This window comes from Dactylosporangium sp. NPDC005572, from assembly GCF_040605515.1.
Taxonomy (GTDB): Bacteria; Actinomycetota; Actinomycetes; order Mycobacteriales; family Micromonosporaceae; genus Dactylosporangium.
Map to the genome: position 1 here is coordinate 64344 of NZ_JBEXCY010000028.1, position 25039 is coordinate 89382.

A 25039-nucleotide genomic window follows, 5' to 3' on the forward strand; every position below is an offset into this window, starting at 1 on the left:
GCCTCCCTCCTGCCGCGACTACCCGCCACCGATGCGCCTCGCCCGGCGTAGTGCGAGGGCGAAGGCGACGGCTGCGCCGCCGTACAGGACGGCGGTGATCGCCAGCCAGCGGCCGAGGTAGCCGTCCGGCGACAGTGCGGTGGCGCCTTCGAAGCCGGGTACGAGTCCGAGGATGAGCGGAAACCATGCGATCAGCAGCAGGCCGGACAGTACCGTCGGTACGCGCAGGTAATTGATCCACGGCAGTGTGCCGAGGTTGCCGGCGCGGCGGCGGAGCACCGAGCGGGCCGACCGGTCGGCGATGGCGTACAGCGGGAACAGGATGAGGTCGTGAGCGACGGCCGCGCCGACGAGCCACACGGCGACGCCGATCGGCTGCTGCGCGAAGAGCCGCAGGGCCGCGTAGCCGGCGACGGCGAAGGCGCAGATCAGGGCGAGCAGGTGCAGCGGGTTGGCGCCGTACCATCGGATGAAGCGGGTCATGCTCACGCTCGGAAGGTGAGGCCGCCGACCCATTTGGTGTTGTTCACACCGGGGTTGGCGGGGACGATGACGCGGGCGGGGTAGCCGTGGTCGAGCGAAAGGTCGGCGCCGTTGACCCGCAGGGCGAGCAGGGACCGCGGGTCGCGGATCTGGTTGTCCCGCAGGACTGCCGACCGGAAGGACCCGGTGCGCTGCACGGATTCCACCAGGACGTTCGCCGCGCCGGGCAGTCCGGCGAGGTCCGCGAGGTGGGCCAGCCGTATGCCGCTCCAGTGCTGGTTCTCGGTGGACCATCCCTCGACGCACGCGATCGGCAGCCGGGACTCGTGCTGCGGCAGTTGGAGCAGGTGCGCCCGGGTGAGGGTGAGCTCGAGACCGTCACCGCGCAGGACCAACCGCCAGGCGTCGCCGACGTCGGCCGCGGTGATGCCGACGGAGGCGGCGGTCTTGTTGATCTGGAAGCCCCCAGGTCCGTCACCCGGGTTGCGGTTCCGCGGGGCCAGCAGTGCCGTGTATCGGGCCCATCCGCCGATGCTCTGTCCGGCGGTCACCACGAAGAGCAGCAGGGAGCCGGCGCCGACCAGTCCCAGCGCACCGCGCCGGGAGATGGTCGGTGGTGCGGGTGCGGGTGTCACCAGGCCGTCGCGGTCGGCGGGTTCAGGTCGGGTGTGGGCCAGGTCGGTGCGCAGTTCGTCGCGGATCCTGCGCGAGCGCAGTGACCGTGTCATCCGGCCGAGTTTCAGGGCGACGTGGGCGGCGAACGCGGCGATGAAGACCCAGGCGCCGTAGAAGTGCAGGGTGTAGAAGGAGCCGGGGAAGACGTAGAACAGCTGGATGTTCAGCATGCCGGTGACGAACTCGAAGATCGCGCCGCCGACGAGCAGCAGCAGTGACAGCCGTTCCAGCGCCTGCGCGGGGCTGCGGACGGGAGGCCAGTCGAACAGTTTGGGGATGACCGACCACAGCTTGGCCAGCAGGACGGGGATGAGGACGACGCCGAGCGTGACGTGGACGCCCTGGGTGAGCCGGTACAGCCAGGCCGGGTGCGTCGGCCAGTCGAACAAATAGAAGCCCAGCAGCCCTTTGTCAGGGGTGGTGTCGTTGCCCAGGTCGGGGTTGTACGCGGCGTACGAAGCCAGACCGGTCACGAACATCACGCTGACTCCGACGAGCAGCACCAGGCCGAACACCGACGTCAACCACGGACCTCGGATCGGGCTGCGCCAGAACCCACGACGCAGCGGCCCCGGCGGCCCAGGCGGCCCGGACGGCGACCTGCCCCGCCTTGTTTTGCCGGAAGTCCTCTTCTCCTCTGCCATTCCACCCTTGCCCCGAATGTGGTGCCCCGGTCGCGGATCGAGGTCGCCGAAGCCCGTCGACAGATGGCGAGCCTGCTGGATGGTCCAGGCCGCGGTCGGATGCGCATTGACGTCGAGAATGTATACGGCGGGTGACGACCCGACGGCCGAGCCCGATCAGTTCACCCTGAGGACGACCACGTGCGTCAGCACCGCCTTCGGCCACGCCGCCACCGGCAGCACGACAATCGCTCGGTCCGGGTGAGTCTGCCGGGACGCTGTGGATATTGGTTGGTACTGAGGGCGGCTCGGGACGTCGGCGCGCACTGCCGAGGCGGCGTTCCGGGGCCGGCCAGGTCCGGCCGAGGAGGGGACGTGAAGGCAACCCAGACCCTGTACGAGCACGGGCAGAGCCTCTGGCTGGACAACATCACCCGGGGCCTGCTCGACTCCGGCCAGATACAGCACTACATCGACGAGTACTCCATTACCGGTCTCACCTCGAATCCCTCGATCTTCGACAAGGCCATCGAGTCCGGCGACTACGACGACGCGATCCGGCAGAAGTCCGGGACCGGGCTGTCCGACGAGGAGCTGTTCTTCGAGCTGGCGATCGAGGACGTGCGGCGCGCGGCCGACGAGTTCCTGCCGGTACACGAACGCACTGACGGCGTCGACGGCTGGGTCTCGCTGGAAGTGTCGCCACTGCTCGCCTACGACACGGCGGCGACCATCGAGGCGGCCAAGACGCTGTACGCACGGGCCGCTCGGCCCAACCTGCTGATCAAGATCCCCGGTACCGCTGAGGGCCTACCGGCGATCACCGAGTGCATCGCATCCGGCGTGCCGATCAACGTCACCCTGCTGTTCTCCGCCGAGCAGTACAGGGCCGCCGCGGACGCGTACCTGACCGGCGTCGAACGCCGCATCGAGCGCCAACTCGACCCCGCGGTGGAGTCGGTCGCCTCGGTCTTCATGTCCCGCTGGGACGCGGCGGTCGCGACGAGCGTGCCGCAGGAGCTGAGGGACCAGCTCGGTCTCGCCGTCGGACTCACCACCTACCGGGCGTACCGGCAACTCATGGACTCCGACCGGGTCCAGCGCGTGCAGAACTCCGGCGGGCGGATGCAACGGCTGCTGTGGGCCAGCACCAGTACCAAGGACCCGGCCGCTTCCGACACGCTCTACGTCCACGGGCTCGCCGCGCCGTTCACGATCGACACCATGCCCGACGCGACCCTGGAGGCCTTCTACGACCACGGCGAGGTCGGGGAGCCGATGCCAGCCGATGGTGGCGACGGCGACGCGATCCTGGCCCGCTTCCGCGACGCCGGCGTCGACGTGGCCGCCGTCGCCGCGAAACTGCAGTCCGACGGAGCGAAGTCGTTCGTCGCAGCCTGGAACGAGCTGATGGAAAGGATCTCCACCCAACGCGCCGCGGTCGCCTGACGTGGAGAGCCTGCGGCTCGACTGAGCAAGGGCGTTCCCGGTGGCCGCCGGGGGCGTCGCTCGAAGGGGGAACGAGAATGACAACGCAGCGACCGATGCAGATCGGGATGGTCGGACTGGGGAGGATGGGCGCGAACCTGGTCCGTCGCCTGATGCGGGACGGCCATACGTGTGTCGGGTACGCCCGCACTGAGCGCACCGTGCAGGAGCTCGCCGGTGAGGGTATGGCCGGCGCCACGTCGCTGGCGGATCTCGTGGCGAGACTCGACCGGCCGCGCGCTGTCTGGTTGATGGTGCCGGCCGCGGCCGTGCAGTCCACGCTCGACCAGCTCGTTGCACTGCTCGACGAGGATGACGTGGTGATCGACGGCGGGAACTCGTACTACCGCGATGACATCGCCCGCGCGAAGCAGCTCGCCGCGCGCCAGATCCACTACGTGGACTGCGGCACGTCCGGCGGGGTGTGGGGCCTGGAGCGTGGCTACTGCCTGATGATCGGCGGTGAGGAGCAGGCGGTTGCCCGGCTCGACCCGATCTTCAGGAGCATCGCACCCGGTCGCGGCAGTGCGGCGGCCACGCCGAGCCGGACCCGTGACGGGAGCGCCCCGGAAGGGTACCTCCACTGCGGTCCCAACGGTGCCGGCCACTTCGTGAAGATGGTCCACAACGGGGTGGAGTACGGGATGATGGCCGCCATCGGCGAGGGGCTGTCAATCATCAGGCACGCCAACGTCGGCAAGACCGCGCGTCTCGTCGACGCCGAGACCGCGCCGCTGCGGGACCCGGAGGCCTACCGGTACGACATCGATGTCGCCGAGGTCGCGGAGGTGTGGCGGCGCGGCTCGGTCGTCGGGTCGTGGCTGGTGGACCTCACCGCCGACGCGCTGGCCCGTTCACCCCAGCTGGACGACTTCACCGGGCGGGTGTCGGACTCGGGTGAGGGTCGTTGGACCGTCCAGGCCGCGATCGACGAGAGCGTGCCGGCTCCGGTGATCACCACGGCGCTCATCGAGCGGTTCGAGTCACGTGGGCTCGGCGAGTTCACCGACAAGGTGCTCTCCGCGATGCGCAGCGAGTTCGGCGGCCACGCGGAGCGGCGGGACTGATACGAGCGGGCACGGCGCTACCCTGCCTGCCGCTCGGCGCCGTGCCGGCCCTGCTGGCGAAGGATCGACAGCGCGGCCGTCGGGAAGATCAGCGTGGACAGCACGCCCGCGCAGATCAGCGCGGCCGCGTTCACCGGCGACAACAGGTCGAGCACGACCCCGATTGCCGCCGCGGTCACGATCAGCGGGAGCGAGGTGGCCTGCAGCAGGGCCACCGCCGCCGTGGCCCGCGTCCCGATGGCCCCGCGATAGAGCACGGCCGGCACTCCTCGGACGATCAGCAGCGCGAGCAGGAACACGGGCACCCGCAGCAGCGCCGAGGGGCTGGCGAACAGTCCACGCAAGTCCAGTTGCAGCCCGCTGGTGACGAAGAAGACCGGGACCAGGAACCCGTATCCGATCGCGTCGAGCTTCGCCCGGAACCTCGGGTGCGTGGTGGTGTCGCGGTCGACGACGCCGACGATGACGCCGGCCACGAACGACCCGAGAATGGTCTCCAGGCCGAACCGCTGGGCCAGCACCACGAACCCGATGAGCAGCGCCACCGCCGCCCGCACACGCAGTTCGGCGGTGGTGTCCTGCAAGCGGAGGAACACCCCGCCGAGCCGCACCGACCGGCCGGCCGCCCACCCCGTGACACCGACCATGGCGACCAGCGCCGCGAACACGACGACGGTGACGATCCGCTCGCCGATGCTGCCGCCCGACGTTGAGAACAGCAGGGACAGCAGCAGCACGCCACCGAACTCGGCCACCGACGAGGCGGCGATCACCGTCAGCCCGGTGCTGCTCTGCGTCTCTCCGGCATCGACGAGCACCGGAACGACCAGGCCCAGCGAGGTCGCTGACAGCGTCACCGTGAGCAGCAGCGGGCTGCGCACCCAGCCCAGGGAGGCGAGCGCCAGTCCGGCGACGCCGCCGAGGACCAACGTCAACCCGTAGCCCGCGAGCGTGACGTGGAGCAGGTGGCCGCGCATGCGGCGCACGTCGATCTCGAGGCCCGCCAGGAACAGCAGGAACGCCAGCCCGAGCAGGGCGAGGATCTGTACCGGGGTGTCGACCCGGATCAGCCTCAGTCCGGAGGGGCCCAGCGCGATACCCGCCGCGATCGCCACGACGACCGACGGGATGCGCAACCGGGGGAAGAAGCCCAGGACGGTCGGCGCACACAGGGCGATCAGCGCGACGAAGAACAGGTTCACGAACGAAACCTCGGGCACGCCCGGCCCCTCTCGGGCTCAGCACCTTCCCGGGGGTTCGCTACAGGAAACGGTGCGCCGTCCCGCCTCTGGCGGGTGCGATCCGGACGCCGACCCGCGGGTTGGCGGCCTCGACCACTCTGCCGTTGCCGAGGTAGATCGCGACGTGTCCCGGCTTGTGGATGACGTCACCCGGCATCCACTTCCCCGACGGCACCCGCCAGCCGCGGGCCGCGATCTGCCCACTCTGGTGCGGCAGCTTGACACCGACCTGAGCATAGGCGGCCATCACCAGGCCGCTGCAGTCGTAGGCGGCCGGTCCCGCGGCGGCCCACCGGTAGGGCTTGCCGACCTGTGCCAAGGCGAACTGGATGACGGTCGCGGCCCGCCCGGAGGCGGGGACGGTGACGACAGCGGTCGTCGGCACGGTGTTCGGCACGTCGGGCGCTGAGGCCGCGGCAGCCGAAAGGGGCAGGACGGCGATGGACGGGGCGACTGCGACCATGCAGAGACGGGCAAAGGCAGTGGGCATCGAAACTCCTGGGTTCAGTCGGTTCAGCCGCGCATCCTGCGGTCGACGTGCTGCCGTACTCGCACTCGGGTGAGCGCTTTCCGGGGACCCGGAATGGCGAACTGTTGTGGACGGACACCGGAATGAAGACCAACTGGACGCTATGACGGGTAGCAAGGTCGGTGACAGCTCACTGCGGGATCTCATGCGCGTGGCCACCCGCTGTACCACAGTGTGGCCCGGCAGATGGAGCTATTCGGGCTCGTAGGTCGCGACGGCCCGCACCGGGAACGTGGCCATCGCACGAACCGGCGCGGGCAGTACCGTCAGCCGGGCGCCCTCATCCGGCACCGCCTCGAGGTTGGTGAGATGCTCGACGACGGGGATGTCCGCGCCGAGCAGGTCACGGCGCGCCGATTGGTGCGGGTCGGCCGGGTCGTCGAAGCGCGCGTCGATGCCGACCAATGCCACGTTGGCGTCGATCAACGTGCTGGCCCCGGCCGCTGTGAGGTACGGGCTGCCGGGACCGACGTATCGATCGGTCCGCCAGTGTCGCGCCCAGCCGGTGTGGATCAGCACCGCCTTGCCCCACAACCGGTCCGGATCGTCGAGCACCGCAGGCGTCACGGCGGTCATCTGGCGCGAGCGAATCATCACGATGGGCACGTTGACGAGCCGCTCCAACGGCAGCTGCGCGAGGTCGGCACGGCCGGCGTGGACGTGGTACGGCGCTTCCAGGTACGTGCCCGCACGGCCAGCCGATGTCGGACGTGCATAGGTCAGCGCGCCCGGGGCTATGTCGTGCGACAGATCTACGATCATGCGCGGAGCGTATGCCGGGCGCCGGGTACGGCGTGCCGGATCAGCGCAATGCGGAGGTCAGCGCTACGTGTGGCCGGGCACGGGCAACCGGACCGACCGGCGCCGGGACCAGACCTGGATCAGCACGATCGCTCCCGCTGCGGCGGCCGGGATAAGGCCGCAGACGGCCATCCCGAACCGCGCGCCGAAGGCATTGGTGACCGCCCCGATGATCGGAGCGCCGAGCGGGGTTCCGCCGGCGAACACCAGCATGTAGAGGCCCATCACGCGGCCGCGCATCTCCGGGTCGACCCAGAGCTGGACCGACGCGTTCGCCAGCGACTGGAACGCCAGGTTGACGAACCCCAGCACGGCCATCAGCGGAAGAAAGGTCGGCAGGTTCGGCGCGATGGCGGCGAGGGCCTGGACCGATCCGAACAGTCCGCCGAACAGGACGACGGGCCGCAGCCGGGTGGAGGTGCCTGATCCGGCAACGAGCGCGCCCAGCACGGAGCCCACTGCGAGCATGATGTTGAACAGTCCGTACATGTTGGCGGCACCGTGGAGCGATTCGGACGCGATCGCCGTCAGTACGATCGGGAAGTTCAAGCCGAACGTGCCGATGACGCCGACCAGGACGATCGTCCAGAACACCCGCGGCCGCTGCCGCACATACCTGCCGGCCGTGCGGAACGCCCGGGGCTCGGGACTCGCCGGCGGCGCGGGTGTCAGGTCGCCCGGCCGTAACCGCAGCAGTGCCACCGTCGGCCCGAGGTAGCACAGGGCGTTGCATGCGAAGGCCCACCCGGTGCCGGCGGTGCCGATGAGCAGGCTGGCGAGCGCCGGACCGACGAGCCGGGTCGCGTGGAAGACCATCGCGTTGAGTGACAGGGCCTGGCGCAGCCGGCTCAGCGGCACGACCTCGGTCGCGAACACCTGGCGGGTCGGGGCGTCGACGACGAAGACGAGTCCGGTGAGCAGTGCGAACACGAACACGTACTGGATGCGGATCAGGCCGATGATGGTGAGGACGGCGAGTGCGCCGGTCAGGCATGCATTGATCGTCTGTGTGATCAGCAGGAGCCGGCGTTTCGGGTAGCGGTCGGCGAGCTGACCGCCGTGGACGCCCAGGAAGAGGACGGGCAGGAACTGCAGGGCCATGGTGATGCCGACGGCCGTCGGGCTGTTCGTGAGCTGCAGCGCCAACCAGTCCAGCGCGATGCTGCCCATCCAGGTGCCGGTGCTGGCGAGGCTCTGTCCGATCAGGTAGGTGCGGTAGCCGCGGTATCTCAGTGCGGCGAACGGGCTTTCGGCGGTGGTCGAGGTCGAACTTCGGACGGCTGAAGCCGTGGTCACGACAAATCCTCTCGCCTCGCGACGTGCTGTTTCATCCTTCCCGGACAGGCACGACATAGTGAAGACCGATGATCCGGAACACAGTTATAGTGTTTCGCTATGACTGCCGCGTACGACCCCCAACTGCTCGCCACCCTGCTGGCGGTGGAGCAGACCGGAAGCTTCACGCAGGCCGCGGCTCGGCTGCGGATCCGTCAACCGACGGTCAGCCAGCACATCCGCCGGCTGGAGCAGCAGGTGGGTCGCGTGCTCGTGCACCGCACGACGCACTCGCTGGCCCTCACGCCGGACGGCGAGGCCATGATCGGCTTCGCGCGCACGATTCTCGCCGCGCATGAGCAGGCCGCGGCGTACTTCAGTGGCTCGCGCCCGCGCGGTCGGCTGCGGATCGGGATGTCCGACGATCTCGCGCTCACCCGGCTGCCGCAGATCCTCTGGGAGTTCCGCCGCGACAATCCGATGGTCGACTTCTACCTCACCGTCGAGCAGAGCAGGGTGCTGCACGAGTGGATGGTCAACGACAAGCTCGACATCTTCGTCGGCAAGCGCCCGCCCGGCGACGAGCGTGGCCAGCTCGTCAAGCGCGACCGGCTCGTCTGGGTCGGCACGCCCGCCACGAGGATCGATCTGACGAAGCCCCTGCCGCTGGTCGTCTACGCCGCTCCCAGCCTGTCCCGCGACGAGATACGCAAGGCGCTCAACCGGGCGCGGATCCCGTACCGCAGCGCATGCGTCTGCCGCGGGGTCAACGGACTCATCGCGGGGGTCGCGGCCGGCATCGGCATCTCCGCCATTGCCGCCAGCCTGGTGCCCGCCCAGCTCACCACGCTGGGGCCGGCGCACCGCCTCCCTGAGCTCGGACACATCGACCTGGTACTCCTGGCCAACCCGCGCGCCGAGGAGCGTCCCGCCGTCAAGGCGCTGATCGCGACCGTGCTGGCGAGCGGGTCACGATCACTGAGCGCAACCACCGCGTGACGAGCACCGGCTGGGCGAGCTTCTGCCGTTCGAGGTAATGGCAGAACCTCCCAGACGGTGGCCGGCGGTCGTAGCGTCGAGGGTGTGGACAGCCGAGCCGAGACCCGTGACTTCCTCACCACCCGCCGGGCCAAGGTCACGCCCGACCAGGCCGGGCTGCCGGCCTACGGCGGCCACCGCCGCGTGAGCGGGCTGCGGCGGGAGGAGGTGGCGCTGCTGGCCGGGGTGAGCGTCGACTACTACACCCGCCTGGAACGCGGCAACCTCTCCGGCGTCTCCGACGGGGTCCTGGAGGCCCTGGCCCGGGCGCTGCAGCTCGACGACGCCGAGCGGGCGCACCTGTTCGACCTGGCCCGCACCGCGAACACCACCGCTGCGAACGCTCGCGGGCGGCGCCGGCCGACCTCGCAGCTGCGGCCGGTGGTACAGCGGCTGCTCGACGCGATGACGCTGGCCCCGGCCTATGTGCGCAACGGCCGCCTCGATGTGCTCGGCGCCAATCCGCTGGGCCGGGCGGTGTTCGCGCCGTTGTTCGACACGGCGGCGCCCACGCCGAACATCGCCCGGTTCATCTTCCTGCACCCGGCGAGCCAGGAGTTCTACCGCGACTGGGAGACGGTCGCCGGGGACACGGTGGCGCTGCTGCGGGCCGAGGCCGGCCGCGATCCGTACGACCGGGCGCTGACCGACCTGATCGGGGAGCTGTCCACCCGCAGCGACGTGTTCCGGACCTGGTGGGCGGCGCACAACGTGCGGCTGCACCGCTCCGGGGTCAAGCACCTGCACCACCCCGAGGTCGGCGACCTCACGCTCGCCTACGAGTCCCTCGACCTGACCACCGACGTCGGGCTGCGGCTCAACGCCTACACCGCCGAACCCGGCTCCACCTCCCAGGACGCCCTCCAGCTCCTCGCCAGCTGGACCGCGGCCCCGAACGAGCGACCCGCCGCCCACCCGGCCGACTGAGCAACCGTGACTTGGGGGGTTCCAGCAGTACCCGGAACGGCAGCCACTGCCACATCGACCGCGCCGCCGGTTGGATGGACAGGACAGGGGGTAGCGGTCACCAAACGAAGGGTGACGCTGTCGGACTCGCTGCACCCCGACGAGACACATGTTGAACGAACCTTCGGAGGCAACAACCATGCGCGCGACGCTGATCTATGGTGCCGGTGACGTCCGGATCGAGGACGTGCCGGACCCGGTACTGCGGGAGCCGACCGACGCGGTGGTGCGCGTGGTGCGCTCGTGCATCTGCGGCAGCGACCTGTGGCCGTACGGGTCACGGCCGGCCACCCGCGACGGCGACCGAATCGGCCACGAGTTCCTCGGTGTCGTCGAGGACGTCGGCCGCGAGGTGTCCGGTCTGGCCGCGGGGGACCTGGTGCTGGCGCCGTTCGTATGGGCCGACAACACCTGCGACTTCTGCCGCGAAGGGCTGCAGACCTCCTGCCGGCATGGCGGCCTGTGGGCCCGCGACGGCATCGACGGCGGCCAGGGCGAGGCGGTCCGCGTACCGCAGGCGCAGGGCACGCTGGTCAAGCTGCCGGCGGGGGAGGACTCGGCGCTGCTGCCGTCGCTGCTGGCGCTGTCCGACGTGTTCCCCACCGGGCACCACTGCGCCGTCACCGCCGGGGTCGGCCCGCGTACCACGGTCACCGTGATCGGCGACGGTGCGGTCGGGCTGTCCGCGGTACTCGCGGCGAAGCGGCTCGGCGCCGATCGGATCATCCTGATGGGCCGGCACAAGGACCGCACCGACCTCGGCCGCGAGTTCGGCGCCACCGACGTCGTATCCGAGCGCGGTGAGGAGGGCGTCGAGCGGGTCCGGGAGCTGACCGGCGGCGACGGCACCCACACCGTGCTGGAGTGCGTCGGGCTGAAGCCGGCCATCGAGAGCGCGTTCGCCGTGGTCCGCGACGGCGGGACGGTCAGCCGGGTCGGCGCACCGCAGTACCCGGAGGTGCCCGCCGGCTTCGGCGTATTCATGCGCAACATCACCCTCACCGGCGGCGTCGCCCCCGCCCGCGCGTACATCGACGAGCTCCTCCCGGACGTGCTCGACGGCCGCGTCGAGCCGGGCAAGGTCTTCGACCGCACCGTCACCCTCGACCAGGTACCCGACGGCTACCAGGCAATGGCCGACCGCAGTGCGCTGAAGGTGCTGATCCAGCCGTGACCGGGTGGCCCGACGACAATGCCGTCCCGGTCACGATCCGTCTCGAACCGACCTCCTGACGTCGCCGCCCGCCCGGGCGGCTCCCGCATTCACAAACACATTGCGAAAGGCACGCTCATGAAGCAGCGAACCCTCGGCACCGGCCTCACCGTCTCGGAGATCGGCTACGGCTGTATGAGTCTGACCGGTGCCTACGGCAACACCGGCGGCCCCGCGCGCCAGGACGCGATCGCACTGATCCGTCGCGCCGCCGACCTCGGCGTCACGTTCTTCGACACCGCGGAGGTGTACGGGCCGTTCACCAACGAGGACATCGTGGGGGAGGCGCTGGAACCGCTGCGGGAGCAGGTGAAGATCGCCACCAAGTTCGGGTTCGCCTTCGCCGAGAACGGGGTCGAGCCCGGCGGGTTGTGCAGCCGTCCCGACAGCATCCGGCGGGCGGTGGAGCACTCGCTGCGCCGGCTTCGCACCGACCACATCGACCTGTACTACCAGCACCGGGTCGACCCCGAGGTACCGATCGAGGACGTCGCCGGCACCGTCAAGGAGCTGATCGAGGCCGGCAAGGTACTGCACTTCGGCCTGTCAGAGGCCGCCGCCGCCACGATCCGCCGGGCGCATGCGGTGCAGCCGGTCGCGGCGGTGCAGAGTGAGTACTCGATGTGGTGGCGCGACCGCGAGCAGGACACGATCCCGGTGCTGGCGGAGCTGGGGATCGGCCTGGTGCCGTACAGCCCGCTCGGCAAGGGCTTCCTGACCGGCACGATCGACGCCACGACCACGTTCGCCGACAGCGACTTCCGCGGCCAGACACCACGCTTCCAGGGAGAGGCACTCGCCGCCAACCTGGCCATGGTTGACGTCCTCAACCGGATCGCCGCCGCGGCGGGTGCCACCCCGGCCCAGCTGGCGCTGGCCTGGCTGCTCAACCAGCAGCCCTGGATCGCGCCCATCCCCGGTACCAAGAATCGTCAGCGCCTGGAGGAGAACACGGCGGCCGCATCGGTGGAACTCACCGCCGAGCAGCTGGCCGAGGTGCGGGCCGCGGCCGACCAGATCAGCATCGTCGGAGCCCGCTACCCCGAGGCCCAGGATGCCATGACCAACCGCGACGCACCCCTGCCGACCACATAGGACGCCAGAGCCGATCTCGGCCAGCCACCACACGCTCGTCCACCGATGGGTCGAGGGAGAGAAGGTGCCCGAAGCACCGGTGTCGGCGGCGTACGCGTCCGAGATCGGTGAGATCCTCGCGCGCATCCACGCACTCGACGTCGACTGGACCCACGTGTCGATCGAGGACCCGACGGCACGGGACTGGCCGGAGCTCGCCGGGCAGGCGGCGGCGACCGGACGTCCACAGACCTCATCGCCCGCATCGCCGAAGCCGACCGGTCAATAGGCTGACCTCATGGACCTGACCAGCGATCAGCGTGACGGGCTCAACATCGCCTTGAATGAGGCAGCCTGGCTAGGTATTGATGTCGACCCTGGAGCGGCCCGCGCGACGATCCTCGTCGAGGTTCTCACCCTTCCCCCGGTCGGCCCGGCGCCCGACGACACAACCAGGCTCCTGCACTTGAGCGGCGTCAGCCGCGTCGCCGCCTCGCTGCGCAACGGCCTATGGAATGACGCCAATGCCTCCGTCGAGAAGCTGTCCCTGATCGAACTCGACGAAGCCGTCCGACACTTCGGTGGTTGCCCTGTCTATGGCTGGGAGCTCATCGACCCACCATCGCAACGCTGGGCAGCCTGGCGCGATCGGCTCAGCCTCGACGTTCACCTGTCCACCGAGCCTGCGCCACACGTGCTGGACCTCTTCCAGGAGGGCGGCAGCGACAACCCACGCCACTTGGACCTGAGGATCTGGTTCAGCACGCTGCTCGTCACGCACCGCACCGGTGAAGAAATCCCGTTACAGGAGTTCATCGACGGCGGAACACGCTGGTGGGATGGCCTGCACGCCGACGACCCACGCACCGGAGGCAAAGGTATCGCGCCCCTCTTCGGCTAGTTCAGAGAAGGAACGGGGACGAGGTGATTGCGGCGGAACCAACCGATCTGCCCGGTTTTCAGAAGTCCTCGAGCGTCGGACCGTTGGGCCACGCGCGGCGCTTCCGGTGCCCAGCTCGCTTGACCTCGATGGCCAGGAAGTTGCCGCGAGGGTTGCCCTGCTCGTGGATGATCAGATCAGGGCTGATCTTCGCCTCGGCCATCATTTTCGGTCTTCGTGAGGTGTCGGAGCGTAAGTCAACCCGGTAGGAGTGCGATGATCGTCAATGTTAAGTTCGACTTCGAATGGATTCATGCGGAATCTGCTGACGAGATTCACGCCCTGATATCCACGATCTTTCGGTCGCTCAGATCGGAGCGCTTGGTTGACGGCCGCCACTGGGCGCCCGGTGATGTTGCGTCCTTTATGATTTCAGACAAGGTTCATGACCACCTCACCGATGTTCCGGATAACTTGTTGCTGGTTGCCGTCAACAACGACACCGGTTTCGGTGCCCTCATCTGGTGCGTGCGAGAAACGCACCCTGCTCCGTCGAAGGTTCGGCGGCATATCTGGGTGTCAGACAATCCGAGCCCTCCGGCATTCGATCCCAGGGTTGTCGCAGATCCGGGTGAAGGTGCCTTCCATGATCGAAGAAATGTGTTGCCGGTGGCGAAGGTGCGGGAGGTTGTCGAAGAATTCTGCCGGGTCGGAACCGGTGACCGTCCGGAGTCGATCAACTGGGTGTGCGGAGGGTTGGACGGCGTTCGACTTGACGCTGGCTGAGGCTCATTGTCCGGATCGCGAGTTGCCGCCTCGGCGGCGATGAGCACGGCGGCGAGGCGTGAAGCACGCCTGGTCCCGGCGAAACTCCGCAGCCTCGGCGGAACGAAGACGGCAGGTCCCGGTTTCCGGCATCGGGCGCGCCCTCTCCGTGTTCGCGACCCGCGCCCGTGCCATGCAGTAACCCTCGCCCCGTGGTAGAGCCGCACGATCGGGGGAAGCCCCGCCGGGTCACATCAACCCGGCGAGACGAAGGAGCGCGATGAAAGCAGTTGTGTGGCATGACGTGGGGGACATCCGCCTGGACACCGTGCCCGACCCGAAGATCGAGCAGTCCACCGATGCCATCGTCCGCATCACCACCGCGGCGATCTGCGGTACTGATCTGCACTTCATCCGGGGCACGGTGCCGGGGATGAAGCCGGGCCTCGTCCTCGGTCACGAGGGCGTCGGCGTGGTCGAAGAGGTCGGCGAAAACGTCCGCAACTTCCGCCGCGGCGACCGTGTGCTGTTGTCCGCGGTCCTCGGCTGCGGCTCGTGTGCGTACTGCCGCGCCGGCTACTTCGCGCAGTGCGACACGACCAACCCGAACGGCGCCCGGTCCGGAACGGCCTTCTACGGGGCGCCGGCGGACAACGGCTCCTTCAACGGTCTGCAGGCGGAGTACGCTCGCGTCCCCTTCGCACACACCAACCTGTTCGGCCTGCCGGCCTCGATCTCCGACGAGCAGGCGATCCCGCTGTCGGACATCTACCCCACGGGATACTTCGGCGCGGTCATCGCGCAGGTGACCGACGGCGACGTGGTCGCGGTCTGGGGCTGTGGGCCGGTGGGGCAGTTCGCCATTCTGTCCGCGTTCCAGCGCGGCGCGGGGCGGGTGCTCGCGATCGACGGTCACGCCGATCGGCTGGCACGTGCCCAGGCGCTCGGCGCCGAGATCATCAACTTCAACGAGGTGGACCCGGTCGCCGCGATCATGGAACTGACCCGCGGTATAGGTCCGGACCGGGCGATCGACGCCGTCGGGGTCGACGCGGAAAGCCCGAAGTCCGGCCCGGCGGCGACGAAGGCCCGAAGCGCGGACGAGGTACACCGAGCGGAGCTGCGGGAGATCGCCCCGAAGACCAACGAGCGCAACGGCCACTGGAGGCCCGGCGACGCCCCGACCCAGGCCCACCAGTGGGCGATCGAGACCCTGGCGAAGGCGGGGACCCTCGCGATCATCGGCGTGTACCCGCCGACGGACCGGTTCTTCCCGATCGGCACCGCGATGAACAAGAACCTCACCATCAACATGGGCAACGGCAACCACCCGCGCTACATCCCGAAGCTGCTGTCGATGGTCGAGTCCGGTGTGGTCAAACCGGAGCAGATGCTGACCCAGCACGAGCCGATGCGCGAGGTGATGACGGCGTACGAAGAGTTCGACATGCGCAAGCCGGGCTGGCTCAAGGTGGCACTGAACCCGTCGGTCAACTGACCGCCGGTCAGCAGGGCGGGCCGCGCACTCGTTGGCGAAGTGCGTGGCCCGCCGCCGCGCACTTCAGGTGGCTGTGTCCGAGCCGCCCAGCCAAGCGTGAAGAAACGTCCGGTGATGATCATGCCGCGTCGGCGTCGCGGCGCGCCGAGACTAGATCGGTCTCGATCTTGCCGACGCCCGACGCGACGGAGCCCGGCCGACTTTCCGACGACTGAATCGGCCGTTCAGTGATCGTCAAGTGCCCGTCCTTAGGTTCAGCCGCACGCTGTCGGAACCGAACCTAAGGACACGATCATGACGACGACCCGCCGAACCTTGCTGGCCGGAACCGCCGCGGCCGCCACAGGCGCCGTGCTCGCGGAGCCGGCGGAGGCGCTGGCATACCACCGACCCGAACCGACCGTGGTGCTCGTGCACGGCGCGTTCGCCGACGCCTCCGGCTGGAATGAGGTGGCCGCCGAGCTGTCCCGCGCCGGTTACCCGGTGATCGCCCCGCCGAACCCGTTGCGCGGCGTCGCCGCCGACGCCGCATACCTCGCAAGCATCCTCGCCACCCTCAGCGGCCCGCTCGTGCTCGTCGCGCACTCCTACGGCGGCATGGTCATGTCGAACGCCGCGACCGGCAACGCCAACGTGAAGGCGCTGGTCTATGTGGCGGCGTTCGCTCCCGACGAGGGCGACACCGTCCCGGGTCTGCAGTACCGCTTCCCGGGAAGCAAGGTCACCCCGGAGGCGCTCGACTTCCGCCCGCACCCGACGGGCGCCGACGCGTACATCAAGAAGGAGCTGTTCCGGGACGCGTTCGCGGGCGACCTGCCGAGGGCGACGGCATCGCTGATGTGGGCCGGCCAGCGGCCGTTGAACGCGAGCACGTTCGAGGAGCCGTCCGGGGTTCCGGCGTGGCGGACGATCCCGTCCTGGTATCTCGCCGCCCGTAACGACCAGGTGATTCCCGTTGCCGCGCAGCGGTTCATGGCTCAACGCGCCGGGTCGCGGGTCACCGAGGTCGCCGCGTCGCACGTAGCGATGATGTCGCAGCCCACCGCGACGGTCGACCTCATCAAGCGGGCGGCCCGCTGATGTTCGAGCGTTGGGGGCGCGCCGTGGTACGCCGCCGCTGGTGGGTGATCGGTGCCGCGCTGGCGTTCATGGCCTTCGGCGGCATCTGGGGTACCCAGGTCTTCGGCGCGCTGATCACGGAGGGGTTCGACGATCCGCACAGTGAAAGCTCCCGTGCGGTCGTCCGGGCCGAGCAGACGTTGGGTCGTACCGGCAACGACGTCGTGGTCCTCTACCGGAGCCCGACCATGACGGTCGACGACCCGGCGTTCCAGCGGGCGGTGAGCGAGACGCTGGCCGCGCTGCCGGCCGACGAGGTGACGACGACGGTCACCTACTGGAGCACGAACAGGAGCCCGGGCCTGGTCAGCCACGACCGGCGGGCCACCTACGCGGTACTGACGCTGGCCGGTGACGACGAGACGGAGCGCGGCGAGACGCTGGAGCGTATCGCGGGTGGCCTGGCCGCGCCCGGCCTGGAGACGCAGGTCGGCGGCATCACCGCCGTCAGCCGCGACATCCGTGACCGGGTGGCGGCCGACATCGCCCTCGCTGAGACCATCAGCATCCCGGTGCTGCTGGCACTGCTGGTCCTCGTCTTCGGCAGCGTGGCCGCGGCGAGCCTGCCCCTGGCGATCGGGGGCCTGGCCATCCTCGGTGCGTTCACCGCGCTGCGTGCGATGAGCGCCGTCACGGACGTGTCGGTGTTCTCCGTCAACGTGGTGACGATCCTCGGGCTGGGTCTGGCGATCGACTACGGCCTGTTCATGGTCGGCCGGTTCCGGGAGGAGATCGCCCGCGGGGCCGCGGTGGAGGACGCGGTGGCCCGCACGATGGGCACCGCCGGCCGCACCGTCGCGGTCTCCGGCGTCACGGTCGCGGTGTCGCTGGCCGGTCTCCTCATCTTCCCGATGCCGTTCCTGCGCTCGATGGGGCTCGGCGGGCTGTCCGCGGTGCTGGTGGCGATGGTGGCGGCGTTGACCGTCCTGCCCGCCCTGCTCGGTGTTCTGGGCCGTCGCGTCGACGCACTGTCCGTGCGTCGACGCCGGCCTGCTCCGAGACACGTTCAGCACGGCTTCTGGTACCGGCTGGCGCACAGCATCATGCGCCGCCCGGTCCTCTACGCGGTCGGCGTGCTCGCCCTGCTCCTGCTGGCCGGCGCACCGTTCCTGCGTGTCGAGTTCGGCGGCATCGACCCGCGGGTGCTCCCGGCCGGCACGGAGAGCCGCGTGGTCACCGAGACCGTCGACCGGGACTTCGTCCAGAACAGCCAGCTTCCGATCGAGGCGATCGTCACCGCGCCGGACCCGGCCACGCTGGAGCCCTACGTCGCCGCCGTCCGCGCCGTCGACGGGGTGGCCACCGCCGACGTCACCGGCCGGGCCGGCGACGTCTTCCGGCTGACCGTTACGTACCACAGTGACCCGATCTCGGCGCAGACCCGCGACCTCGTCGGCGACATCCGCGCCGTCCCGGTGCCGCCCGGCGGAGAGGTGCTCGTCGGTGGCCTCACCGCACGGCTGGCCGATCAGCTCGACGCCGTCGCCGACCGGCTGCCGTGGATGGCGCTCATCATCGTCGGCGCGACCTTCATGCTGCTGTTCCTGGCCTTCGGCTCGCTCGTGCTGCCGGTCAAGGCGATCGTGATGAACGTCCTGTCACTCGGCGCGTCGTTCGGCGCCCTGGTGCTGATCTTCCAGGACGGGCACTTGAGCGGCCTGTTGAACTTCACCTCCACGGGCACGCTGGAGGCCACGCAACCGATTCTCGTGCTCGCGGTCGTCTTCGGGTTGTCGATGGACTACGAGGTCTTCCTCATGTCGCGTATCCGCGAGGAGTACGACCGCACCGGCGACAACACCCAGGCGGTCGCGGTCGGGCTGCAACGCAGCGGCCAAATCATCACCAGCGCGGCCCTGCTCATCCTGGTCGTCATCGGGCTGTTCTCCATCTCCGGGATCACGTTCATCAAGCTGATCGGGGTCGCGCTGCTGATCGCGGTCCTGGTCGACGCCACCGTCGTGCGGGCGTTGCTGGTACCCGCGACGATGAGGCTGCTCGGCTCGGCGAACTGGTGGGCACCGGCACCACTGAAACGCTTCTACGACCGCCACGGCTTCAGCGAGTCCGAGGCACCACCGGTGCCGGTCACCGTGAGCGTCTCGTGATGCACGGTCACGCGTACCACGGCCAATGCATCGCGGAGGAGCAGCGGCACACCGCCGCGACCGCCCGCGTCCGCAGTCCGAGGCTGGCGCTGTTCGCGCTGGCGCTGGGTACCTTCGCGATCGGTACCGGGGAGTTCGGCAGCAACGGCATCATCCAGCTGTTCGCCGCCGACTTCGACGTGTCGATCCCGGTGGCGACACACGCGATCACCGCGTACGCGGTCGGTGTGATGATCGGCTCCCCGGCGATCGTCGTGCTCGCCGCCCGGATCAACCGGCGAACGTTGTTGCTGGGCCTGATCGGGCTGTTCCTCGTCGGCAACGGGCTGTCGGCGGTGGCGCCGGACATCAGCTCGCTCGGCGTCTTCCGGTTCCTTGCAGGCTCCGTGCAGGGCGCGTTCTTCGGTGCGGGTGCGGTCGTCGCCGCGTACGTGTACGGTCCGGGCCGCAGTGGACGGGCGTTCGCGACCGTGATGAGCGGTCTCACCGTCGCCGCGGTCGCCGGATCGCCGGTGGGCACGCTCATCGGCCAGAACGCCGGTTGGCGGGTCCTGTTCTGGGCGGTCGCCGGCCTCGGCCTGCTCGCCGGGGCAGCGCTGCTGGCCTGGCTGCCCCGCACCGACGACCTGCGGGGACGCTCCATCGCCAACGAGGTCGACGCGCTGCGCCGAGGCGGTGTCTGGTTGATCGTCGCCGTCGCGGCGCTGGGCATCTCCAGCATCTTCGCCGTGTACACGTTCATCGGTCCGTTCGTCACCGACGCGGCGCGGCGGGACGCCGCGCTCATCCCGGTGGCGCTCGCCGTCTTCGGGGTCGGTATGGCCGTGGGCAACCATGTCGGTGGCCGCGTCGCGGACCGGTACGAGCACCGCGGGCTGGTCTGGGGCTACGGCGGGGCACTGGTCTTCCTCGTGCTGATCGGCGTGGGCGGGAGCAACGTCGCCGTCCTGCTGCCGTGCCTGTTCGGTGTCGGGGCGACCATGATGGCGGCGATACCGACCATTCAGGTCGGTCTGACCCGGGTGGCACCCGGGGCGCCGACCCTCAAGGGCGCGCTCAACCTGGCGGCCCTGAACCTGGCGAATGCGCTCGGCGCGATCGGCGGCGCCGTCACGCTCGACGCCGGGTGGGGGACCCTGTCCACCGTCTGGGCGGGCTTCGTCATGACCGCCGCCGGTCTTCTGCTGTACGTCGTGACCGTCGCGCGGGTGAAACCGGTGCGTGCTGCGATCGCGGTGGGCGCGGGATGACGGCGCCACGGGGTACCCTCGCCGGTTTATCATGACGGAGTGCCGGGCCAGACGTCCCCGTTCGGCGACCGCCTGCGGGCATTGCGCCGGGCTGCCGGCCTGACCATGGAGCAGTTGGCCGAGAGCTCCGGCGTCAGCGCCCGGGCCATCTCCAACATGGAACGGGGGCACAGCCGCGCGCCGCAGGCCCGCACCCTCGCCGCGCTCGCCGACGGGTTGGGCCTCGACGGTGACGCCAGGGCCGGCCTCACGGCCGCGGCGAAGGAGGCCCGCTTCCCGAGCGCAGCCGGCCGTCCCCGGCTGTGCGAGCCACCACGCGGCGTCACGGACTTCGTCGGCCGGCAGGCCGAACTCGAGATCGTCCGGCACGCCGCGAAGCACGCCGTCGAGGGCGACGAACTCCCGCCGGTCCTCGTCGTGCACGGACAGCCGGGACTGGGTAAGACCGCGTTGGCGGTCCGGGCCGCGAACGAACTGCGCGACGACTTCCCCGACGGCTGCCTGTACGTCGACCTGCGCGGGGTCGACGCCACGCCGCTCCCCGCCGGAGAAGCCCTGCTGCGTCTGCTGCGTGCGCTCGGCGTCAGACCCGACCAGGTCGCCGACAGCGATGACGAACGCAGCGCCCACCTACGCGGGATGCTGCGTGATCGGCGATGCCTGTTGATCCTCGACAACGCCGGTTCGGAGGCGCAGGTCCGGCCGCTGCTACCCGCGGGCGGCTGGTGCCTCGTCGTCGTGACCAGCCGGCGCGTGCTCGGTGGTCTCGAAGGGGTGCTGCGGATCGCTCTGCCGCCCCTCGCGCCGGAAGAGTCCGCCGGCCTGCTCCGTTCCATCGCCGTGCAGGCCGCCGACCCGCAGACGGCGCCGCAGGTCAACAGGGTCACCGACCTGTGCGGGCACCTGCCGCTGGCCCTGCGGATCGCCGGGACCCGCCTCGCCAGCCGTCCACAATGGTCGGTCGGGCAACTGGTCGACCGGCTCGCCGACGCCGGCCGCCGGCTGGCCGCGCTGTCCGCGGGCGACACCGGAGTGGCGACGGCGTTCGCGTTGTCGTATGCGCAACTGCCCGCTCCCACCGCCCAGCTGTTCCGCCGCCTCGCCCACGTTCCGGCCGCCGATTTCGCGGCGCCGCTCGCGGCGGCGCTCATCGAGGCCGCACTGCCGGACGCCCAGGACCGCCTGGAAGATCTGGTGGAGGTCGGGCTTCTGCAAACGGAGGGCGTCGACCGGTACCGGTTCCACGACCTGATTCGGCTCTATGCCGACGAGCGGCTGCACGCCGAGGAGCCACCCGACACCCGGGCGCAGACCACCCAGTGGATGAACACCTGGCTGCTGGACACCGTCGTGGTCGCCGGCCGGTGGTACGAACCCGGGTACGGCAGGTTGCCCGACGGCTGGGCCGGCCTGGCGCCCCTGGCCACCCTGGAGGAGGCTGACGCCTGGCTGCGGGCGGAGGTCGACAACTGGCTGCCGGCGTTGCGTACCGAAGCCGCCGAAGGCCGGCACCAACGCGTCGCCGACGTCGCCGCGGCAACCCGCTGGTACTCCGAGTCGACGCTGCGGTGGCGCGGCTGGTACGAGGTGCGCCGGATGGCCCGCGCCGCGGCCAACGCGCTGCCCGACCGGCGCCAGCAGGCCTTCCACGCCAGCCTGTACGCCTGGACGGCGGTGTATCTGATGGGCCTGTACGAGGAGGCCGCGGAGGTGGCGATCGAGGCGTACCGGCTCGCACAGTCGATCGGCGATCTCCGGGAGCAGGCCCGCGCCCTCAGTTCGGCCGGCGCCGCCTGGCTGAACACGCGCGATTACGACGACGCGCTGTGGGCGCACCGCACCGGATGCGAGCTGGCCGACGGGGCCGGCGACCACGACCTGTACGTGGATCATGTGGTGGGCGTCGGCTATGCGTTGCAGTACCTGGGCCGCTACGACGAGGCTGTCGGTGAGTTCCAGCGGACCCTGGCCGAGCTCGACCGACGTCCGGTGGCCGCACGCCCGGCCCTCACCGCCCGGGCGGGTGCGGTGTACGGCGTGGCGTCCTCCTACGACCGTGCCGGGCGCCACGAGGAGTCGCTGCACGCTGTCGAACGTGCGCTGCCGGTGTTGATCGAGAACCGTGACGACGACGTGGTGGCCTTCGCGCTCGTGCTGCGGGGCAAGGCCCGGGCCGCGCTCGGCCGGCCCGCCGAGGCTCGCGCCGACCTGACCCGTGCCCTGGAGATGCTCGCCGACAGCCTGCCGAGTCGGCTCGGGGACGAGGCCGGCGCAATCCTGCCGACGCTGGACGGCACGGGTCCGGCCCTGGCTGACGGCGACCTGGCCCGGGCTCTGGAGGTGCTCGCCGACAGCCTGCCCGACCGGGTGGCGAACGAAGCCCGGGCGACGCGGGCCGTACTGGACGGCCCGGATCCTGCCTGACATTGTGCGTAATTTCCTTCGTTGTCCGACCCTGATCATCTTGTTTGCATGGTGACGTGGTCAAGTCACCGACTATTGTCAGGAATTCCCTCCACCGCGGCCTCACGTCGGGCCGGATCGGGATGCTCACGATCGGCGGGGTCATCGGCACCGGGCTGTTCCTCGGCTTCGGCCTCGCCGTGTCCATGGCCGGCCCGACCGTGCTGCTGTTCGGCGCGGCCACGACCTGGGTGCTCATGCTGTTCGTCGGGACGTTCCGGGTCGCGTGGACGGTCGGCGCGCCGACCGTGGTGGTGATCGTGGTGACGTACGCGCTGACGCGAACGGTACGGCGCACGCGTGTCCACGATTAGCCGAAAGGCCCCGAGCGCGACGGCCCCGGGCGGCCGGCTCCAGCCGGGCAATCCTGTCATGTCCATCCCGGGCCATCGCTCCCTGCGGCTGCAGATTCTCGGACCGTTACGGCTGTGGCGCGGCGGGGCCGAGGTGGACGCCGGCCCCCGGCAACAGGCGTACCTGCTGGCCCTGCTCCTGGCCCGGGCCGGCCGGCCGACCAGCACCACCGAGCTGATCGACCTGATGTGGGGCGACAACGCTCCGGCCAGCGCCCTCAACGTCATCCACAAGTACGTCGGCTCGCTACGCCGGGTGCTCGAACCACAGCTCCCCGCCCGGGGAACCGGGTCGTTCGTGCACCGCCGTGCGAATGCGTACCTGTTCACCGCCGGCTCCGGCACGCTGGACCTGGTCGCATTCCGCGAACTCGTCGCCGGGGCGAAGGCCGCCGCGGGGCCTGCGGCACTGGACCTCTACGCCGAGGCGCTCGCCCTCTGGCGGGGGCCGGCCGGCGGTGGCGTCGCCACCGCGGCAGCCGCGGCGCCGGTCTTCGCCGCACTCGACGACGAGTTCTACGATGCGTGCGCGGAGGCGGCCGGGCTCGCGGCGTCGCTGGGCCAACCGGAGCGGGTACTTCCGGCGGTACGGCTGGCCGGGTCGATGGCGCCGTTCCACGAACCCGTCCAGGCAGGTCTCGTCCGCGTCCTCGGCGCCGCCGGTCGCCAGGCGGAGGCGTTGGCGGTGTTCCGCGCGGTCCGCGACCACCTCGCCGACGAACTCGGCGTCGATCCCGGTCCGGCACTCCTGGACGCGCACCGGCAAGTCCTGACCTCGGCGTCGTTCCCTTCCGCCGGCCCGGCGACGGTCCCGACGGCCGCTTCGGCGCCCGCTGCTGCGACGGCCGGCTTCGTCGGACGGACCGCGGAGCTCGCAGTGCTGCGGAGCGCTGTGGAGTGGGCTATCGCCGGACGAACGGCGATCGGCTTCATCGAAGGCGAACCCGGCGCCGGCAAGACCCGCCTGCTGGAAGAGACCGCCGCCATCGCCGACCGGCACGGCGCGCTCGTCGTCCGGGGCTCCGGCCTGCAGGGCGACGGCGTCCCGTCGATGTGGCCGTGGGAGCAGGCGCTCGGGCCGGTCGTGGACAGCCTGCCCGCGCCGTCCCGGGAGAAGTGGCTCGCCGGTGAGCTCGGTAGCCTTCTGGAGCACCGCGACGACGCCGTCGGCACCCGTTCGCTGTTCGACGGCAACGCCCAGTTCCGCCTGTCCGAACAGGTCGTCGCCGTCATCGGTCAGGCGTCGACGCACCGGCCGACCCTGCTCGTATTCGACGATCTCCACTGGGCCGACGCCGCATCGCTGCAGCTTCTCGGTCACCTGGCGACCCGGCTGCCCGACCGGACCGCGATCGTCGGCGCGCTGCGCGACCGCGCGCCCCGGCCCAGCTCGGAGCTGTCCCGGGTCCTGGCCACGGCGAGCCGGTCGCCCAATCACCGCCGGTTCCGCCTCGGCCCGCTCGGTCTGGCCGACGTCGCCGAACTCATCCGCCACGAAACGGGCACCGATCCCGAGGACGGCGTCGCCCGCTCGATCCACGCCCGTACCGCCGGGAATCCGTTCTTCGTCCGGGAACTGTCCCGGCTGCTCGACGCCGACTCCTCGCCCGGCGCCGGGGTGCCGTCGACGGTCCGTGACGTCGTCCGCCACCGCATGGCCGGCCTCGACAGCGGCACGTCCGAGCTGCTGAACGTGGCCGCGCTCATCGGCCGCGACGTCGACCTCCGGCTGCTCGCCCGCGCCGTCGGCGTCGAGGTTGCCGACTGCCTCGAACGCCTCGAACCGCTGCACGCGCTCGGCCTCCTCGAGACCAGCCCGGACGACCCGTCGACGGTACGGTTCGCGCACGACCTGGTCCGCGAGTCGATCTCCGAGACCACGACCCAGCAGCGGGCCGTCCGGCTGCATCTGCGCGTCGCGGACGCGCTCGATCACATCCACGCCGGCGACGAGGCCGTCGCCGAGCGCCTCGCGCACCACCTCTGGGCCGCCGGCCCCCTCGCCGACCCGGCCCGCACCGCGGAGGCGCTCATACGCGCCGGCCGCCGCGCGATGCCGAGTGCCTGGCCGTGGACTAAGGCCTGTTTCATAACTGGGGTCGGAGCGAGGCGGAGTCCAGATTTCGTCTG

The 25039-nt window shown here is 70.3% G+C and carries 23 protein-coding genes; 16 read left to right on the top strand and 7 right to left on the bottom strand.

Annotated features, from left to right (window positions below):
• Positions 1-18: 18 nt before the first annotated feature.
• Together ABZS66_RS16890 and ABZS66_RS16895 are read right to left on the bottom strand one after the other, a co-directional pair.
• Complete coding sequence (locus ABZS66_RS16890; protein WP_354758451.1) at positions 19-489, bottom strand: hypothetical protein; 471 nt, start codon at positions 487-489, stop codon at positions 19-21.
• Positions 486-1673 (bottom strand): molybdopterin-dependent oxidoreductase, encoded by a 1188-nt coding sequence (locus tag ABZS66_RS16895; protein ID WP_354758502.1) that lies wholly within the window; start codon positions 1671-1673, stop codon positions 486-488. The genes ABZS66_RS16890 and ABZS66_RS16895 overlap by 4 nt, the downstream gene beginning before the upstream one ends.
• Before the next feature lie 483 nt (positions 1674-2156).
• Between ABZS66_RS16895 and tal the strand changes: the two genes are divergently transcribed.
• On the top strand, positions 2157-3230 hold the full coding sequence (gene tal / locus ABZS66_RS16900; RefSeq protein ID WP_354758453.1) for a transaldolase: 1074 nt from the start codon (positions 2157-2159) through the stop codon (positions 3228-3230).
• Between the two features lie 95 nt (positions 3231-3325).
• Positions 3326-4336 (top strand): phosphogluconate dehydrogenase (NAD(+)-dependent, decarboxylating), encoded by a 1011-nt coding sequence (gnd, locus tag ABZS66_RS16905; RefSeq protein ID WP_354758455.1) that lies wholly within the window; start codon positions 3326-3328, stop codon positions 4334-4336.
• Between the two features lie 17 nt (positions 4337-4353).
• On the opposite strand, the gene ABZS66_RS16910 is transcribed toward gnd, so the two are convergent.
• From ABZS66_RS16910 to ABZS66_RS16925, 4 genes are all read right to left on the bottom strand, one after another.
• A complete protein-coding gene (locus ABZS66_RS16910) occupies positions 4354-5556 on the bottom strand; it encodes a cation:proton antiporter (RefSeq protein WP_354758457.1) in 1203 nt (400 codons plus the stop codon).
• 40 nt (positions 5557-5596) lie between these two features.
• Positions 5597-6067, bottom strand: coding sequence for a C40 family peptidase (locus tag ABZS66_RS16915; protein WP_354758459.1), 471 nt, complete (start codon positions 6065-6067; stop codon positions 5597-5599).
• A 231-nt stretch (positions 6068-6298) separates the two neighbouring features.
• Entirely contained in the window at positions 6299-6868 is a 570-nt protein-coding gene (locus tag ABZS66_RS16920; RefSeq protein ID WP_354758461.1) for a cyclase family protein, read from the bottom strand.
• A gap of 63 nt (positions 6869-6931) precedes the next feature.
• The gene (locus ABZS66_RS16925) at positions 6932-8203 is read right to left on the bottom strand and encodes an MFS transporter (protein WP_354758463.1); all 1272 of its coding nucleotides are present in this window, start codon (positions 8201-8203) and stop codon (positions 6932-6934) included.
• Between the two features lie 99 nt (positions 8204-8302).
• Here ABZS66_RS16925 and ABZS66_RS16930 point away from each other — a divergent pair, with 99 nt between their 5' ends.
• From ABZS66_RS16930 to ABZS66_RS16955, 6 genes are all read left to right on the top strand, one after another.
• Entirely contained in the window at positions 8303-9181 is an 879-nt protein-coding gene (locus tag ABZS66_RS16930) for a LysR family transcriptional regulator (protein WP_354758465.1), read from the top strand.
• Positions 9182-9265: 84 nt separating this feature from the next.
• Complete coding sequence (locus ABZS66_RS16935; protein ID WP_354758467.1) at positions 9266-10147, top strand: helix-turn-helix transcriptional regulator; 882 nt, start codon at positions 9266-9268, stop codon at positions 10145-10147.
• A 178-nt stretch (positions 10148-10325) separates the two neighbouring features.
• Entirely contained in the window at positions 10326-11360 is a 1035-nt protein-coding gene (locus tag ABZS66_RS16940) for an alcohol dehydrogenase catalytic domain-containing protein (protein ID WP_354758469.1), read from the top strand.
• A 117-nt stretch (positions 11361-11477) separates the two neighbouring features.
• Positions 11478-12494 carry an aldo/keto reductase gene (locus ABZS66_RS16945; protein ID WP_354758470.1) on the top strand — a complete coding sequence of 339 codons (1017 nt, stop codon included), beginning with the start codon at positions 11478-11480 and terminating at the stop codon, positions 12492-12494.
• A gap of 64 nt (positions 12495-12558) precedes the next feature.
• Entirely contained in the window at positions 12559-12762 is a 204-nt protein-coding gene (locus ABZS66_RS16950) for a hypothetical protein (protein ID WP_354758472.1), read from the top strand.
• Between the two features lie 9 nt (positions 12763-12771).
• Entirely contained in the window at positions 12772-13374 is a 603-nt protein-coding gene (locus tag ABZS66_RS16955; protein WP_354758474.1) for a hypothetical protein, read from the top strand.
• A gap of 58 nt (positions 13375-13432) precedes the next feature.
• On the opposite strand, the gene ABZS66_RS16960 is transcribed toward ABZS66_RS16955, so the two are convergent.
• Positions 13433-13579, bottom strand: a complete 147-nt coding sequence (locus ABZS66_RS16960) for a hypothetical protein (RefSeq protein ID WP_354758476.1) — start codon at positions 13577-13579, stop codon at positions 13433-13435.
• A gap of 50 nt (positions 13580-13629) precedes the next feature.
• On the opposite strand from ABZS66_RS16960, the gene ABZS66_RS16965 reads away from it, so the two are divergent.
• The 8 genes from ABZS66_RS16965 to ABZS66_RS17000 form a co-directional block, all read left to right on the top strand.
• Positions 13630-14139, top strand: a complete 510-nt coding sequence (locus ABZS66_RS16965; RefSeq protein ID WP_354758478.1) for an Imm1 family immunity protein — start codon at positions 13630-13632, stop codon at positions 14137-14139.
• A 259-nt stretch (positions 14140-14398) separates the two neighbouring features.
• Positions 14399-15616 carry a zinc-dependent alcohol dehydrogenase gene (locus tag ABZS66_RS16970; protein ID WP_354758480.1) on the top strand — a complete coding sequence of 406 codons (1218 nt, stop codon included), beginning with the start codon at positions 14399-14401 and terminating at the stop codon, positions 15614-15616.
• Between the two features lie 294 nt (positions 15617-15910).
• Positions 15911-16696, top strand: coding sequence for an alpha/beta hydrolase (locus ABZS66_RS16975; protein WP_354758482.1), 786 nt, complete (start codon positions 15911-15913; stop codon positions 16694-16696).
• Positions 16696-18843, top strand: a complete 2148-nt coding sequence (locus ABZS66_RS16980) for an MMPL family transporter (RefSeq protein WP_354758484.1) — start codon at positions 16696-16698, stop codon at positions 18841-18843. Before ABZS66_RS16975 ends, ABZS66_RS16980 begins: the two co-directional genes overlap by 1 nt.
• Positions 18843-20093 (top strand): MFS transporter, encoded by a 1251-nt coding sequence (locus tag ABZS66_RS16985; RefSeq protein WP_354758486.1) that lies wholly within the window; start codon positions 18843-18845, stop codon positions 20091-20093. The genes ABZS66_RS16980 and ABZS66_RS16985 overlap by 1 nt, the downstream gene beginning before the upstream one ends.
• A gap of 39 nt (positions 20094-20132) precedes the next feature.
• Positions 20133-22517 (top strand): helix-turn-helix domain-containing protein, encoded by a 2385-nt coding sequence (locus tag ABZS66_RS16990; RefSeq protein WP_354758488.1) that lies wholly within the window; start codon positions 20133-20135, stop codon positions 22515-22517.
• A 122-nt stretch (positions 22518-22639) separates the two neighbouring features.
• Positions 22640-22870 (top strand): hypothetical protein, encoded by a 231-nt coding sequence (locus ABZS66_RS16995; RefSeq protein WP_354758490.1) that lies wholly within the window; start codon positions 22640-22642, stop codon positions 22868-22870.
• A 58-nt stretch (positions 22871-22928) separates the two neighbouring features.
• The coding region (locus ABZS66_RS17000) for a BTAD domain-containing putative transcriptional regulator (protein ID WP_354758492.1) at positions 22929-25039 on the top strand (2111 nt) is incomplete at its 3' end.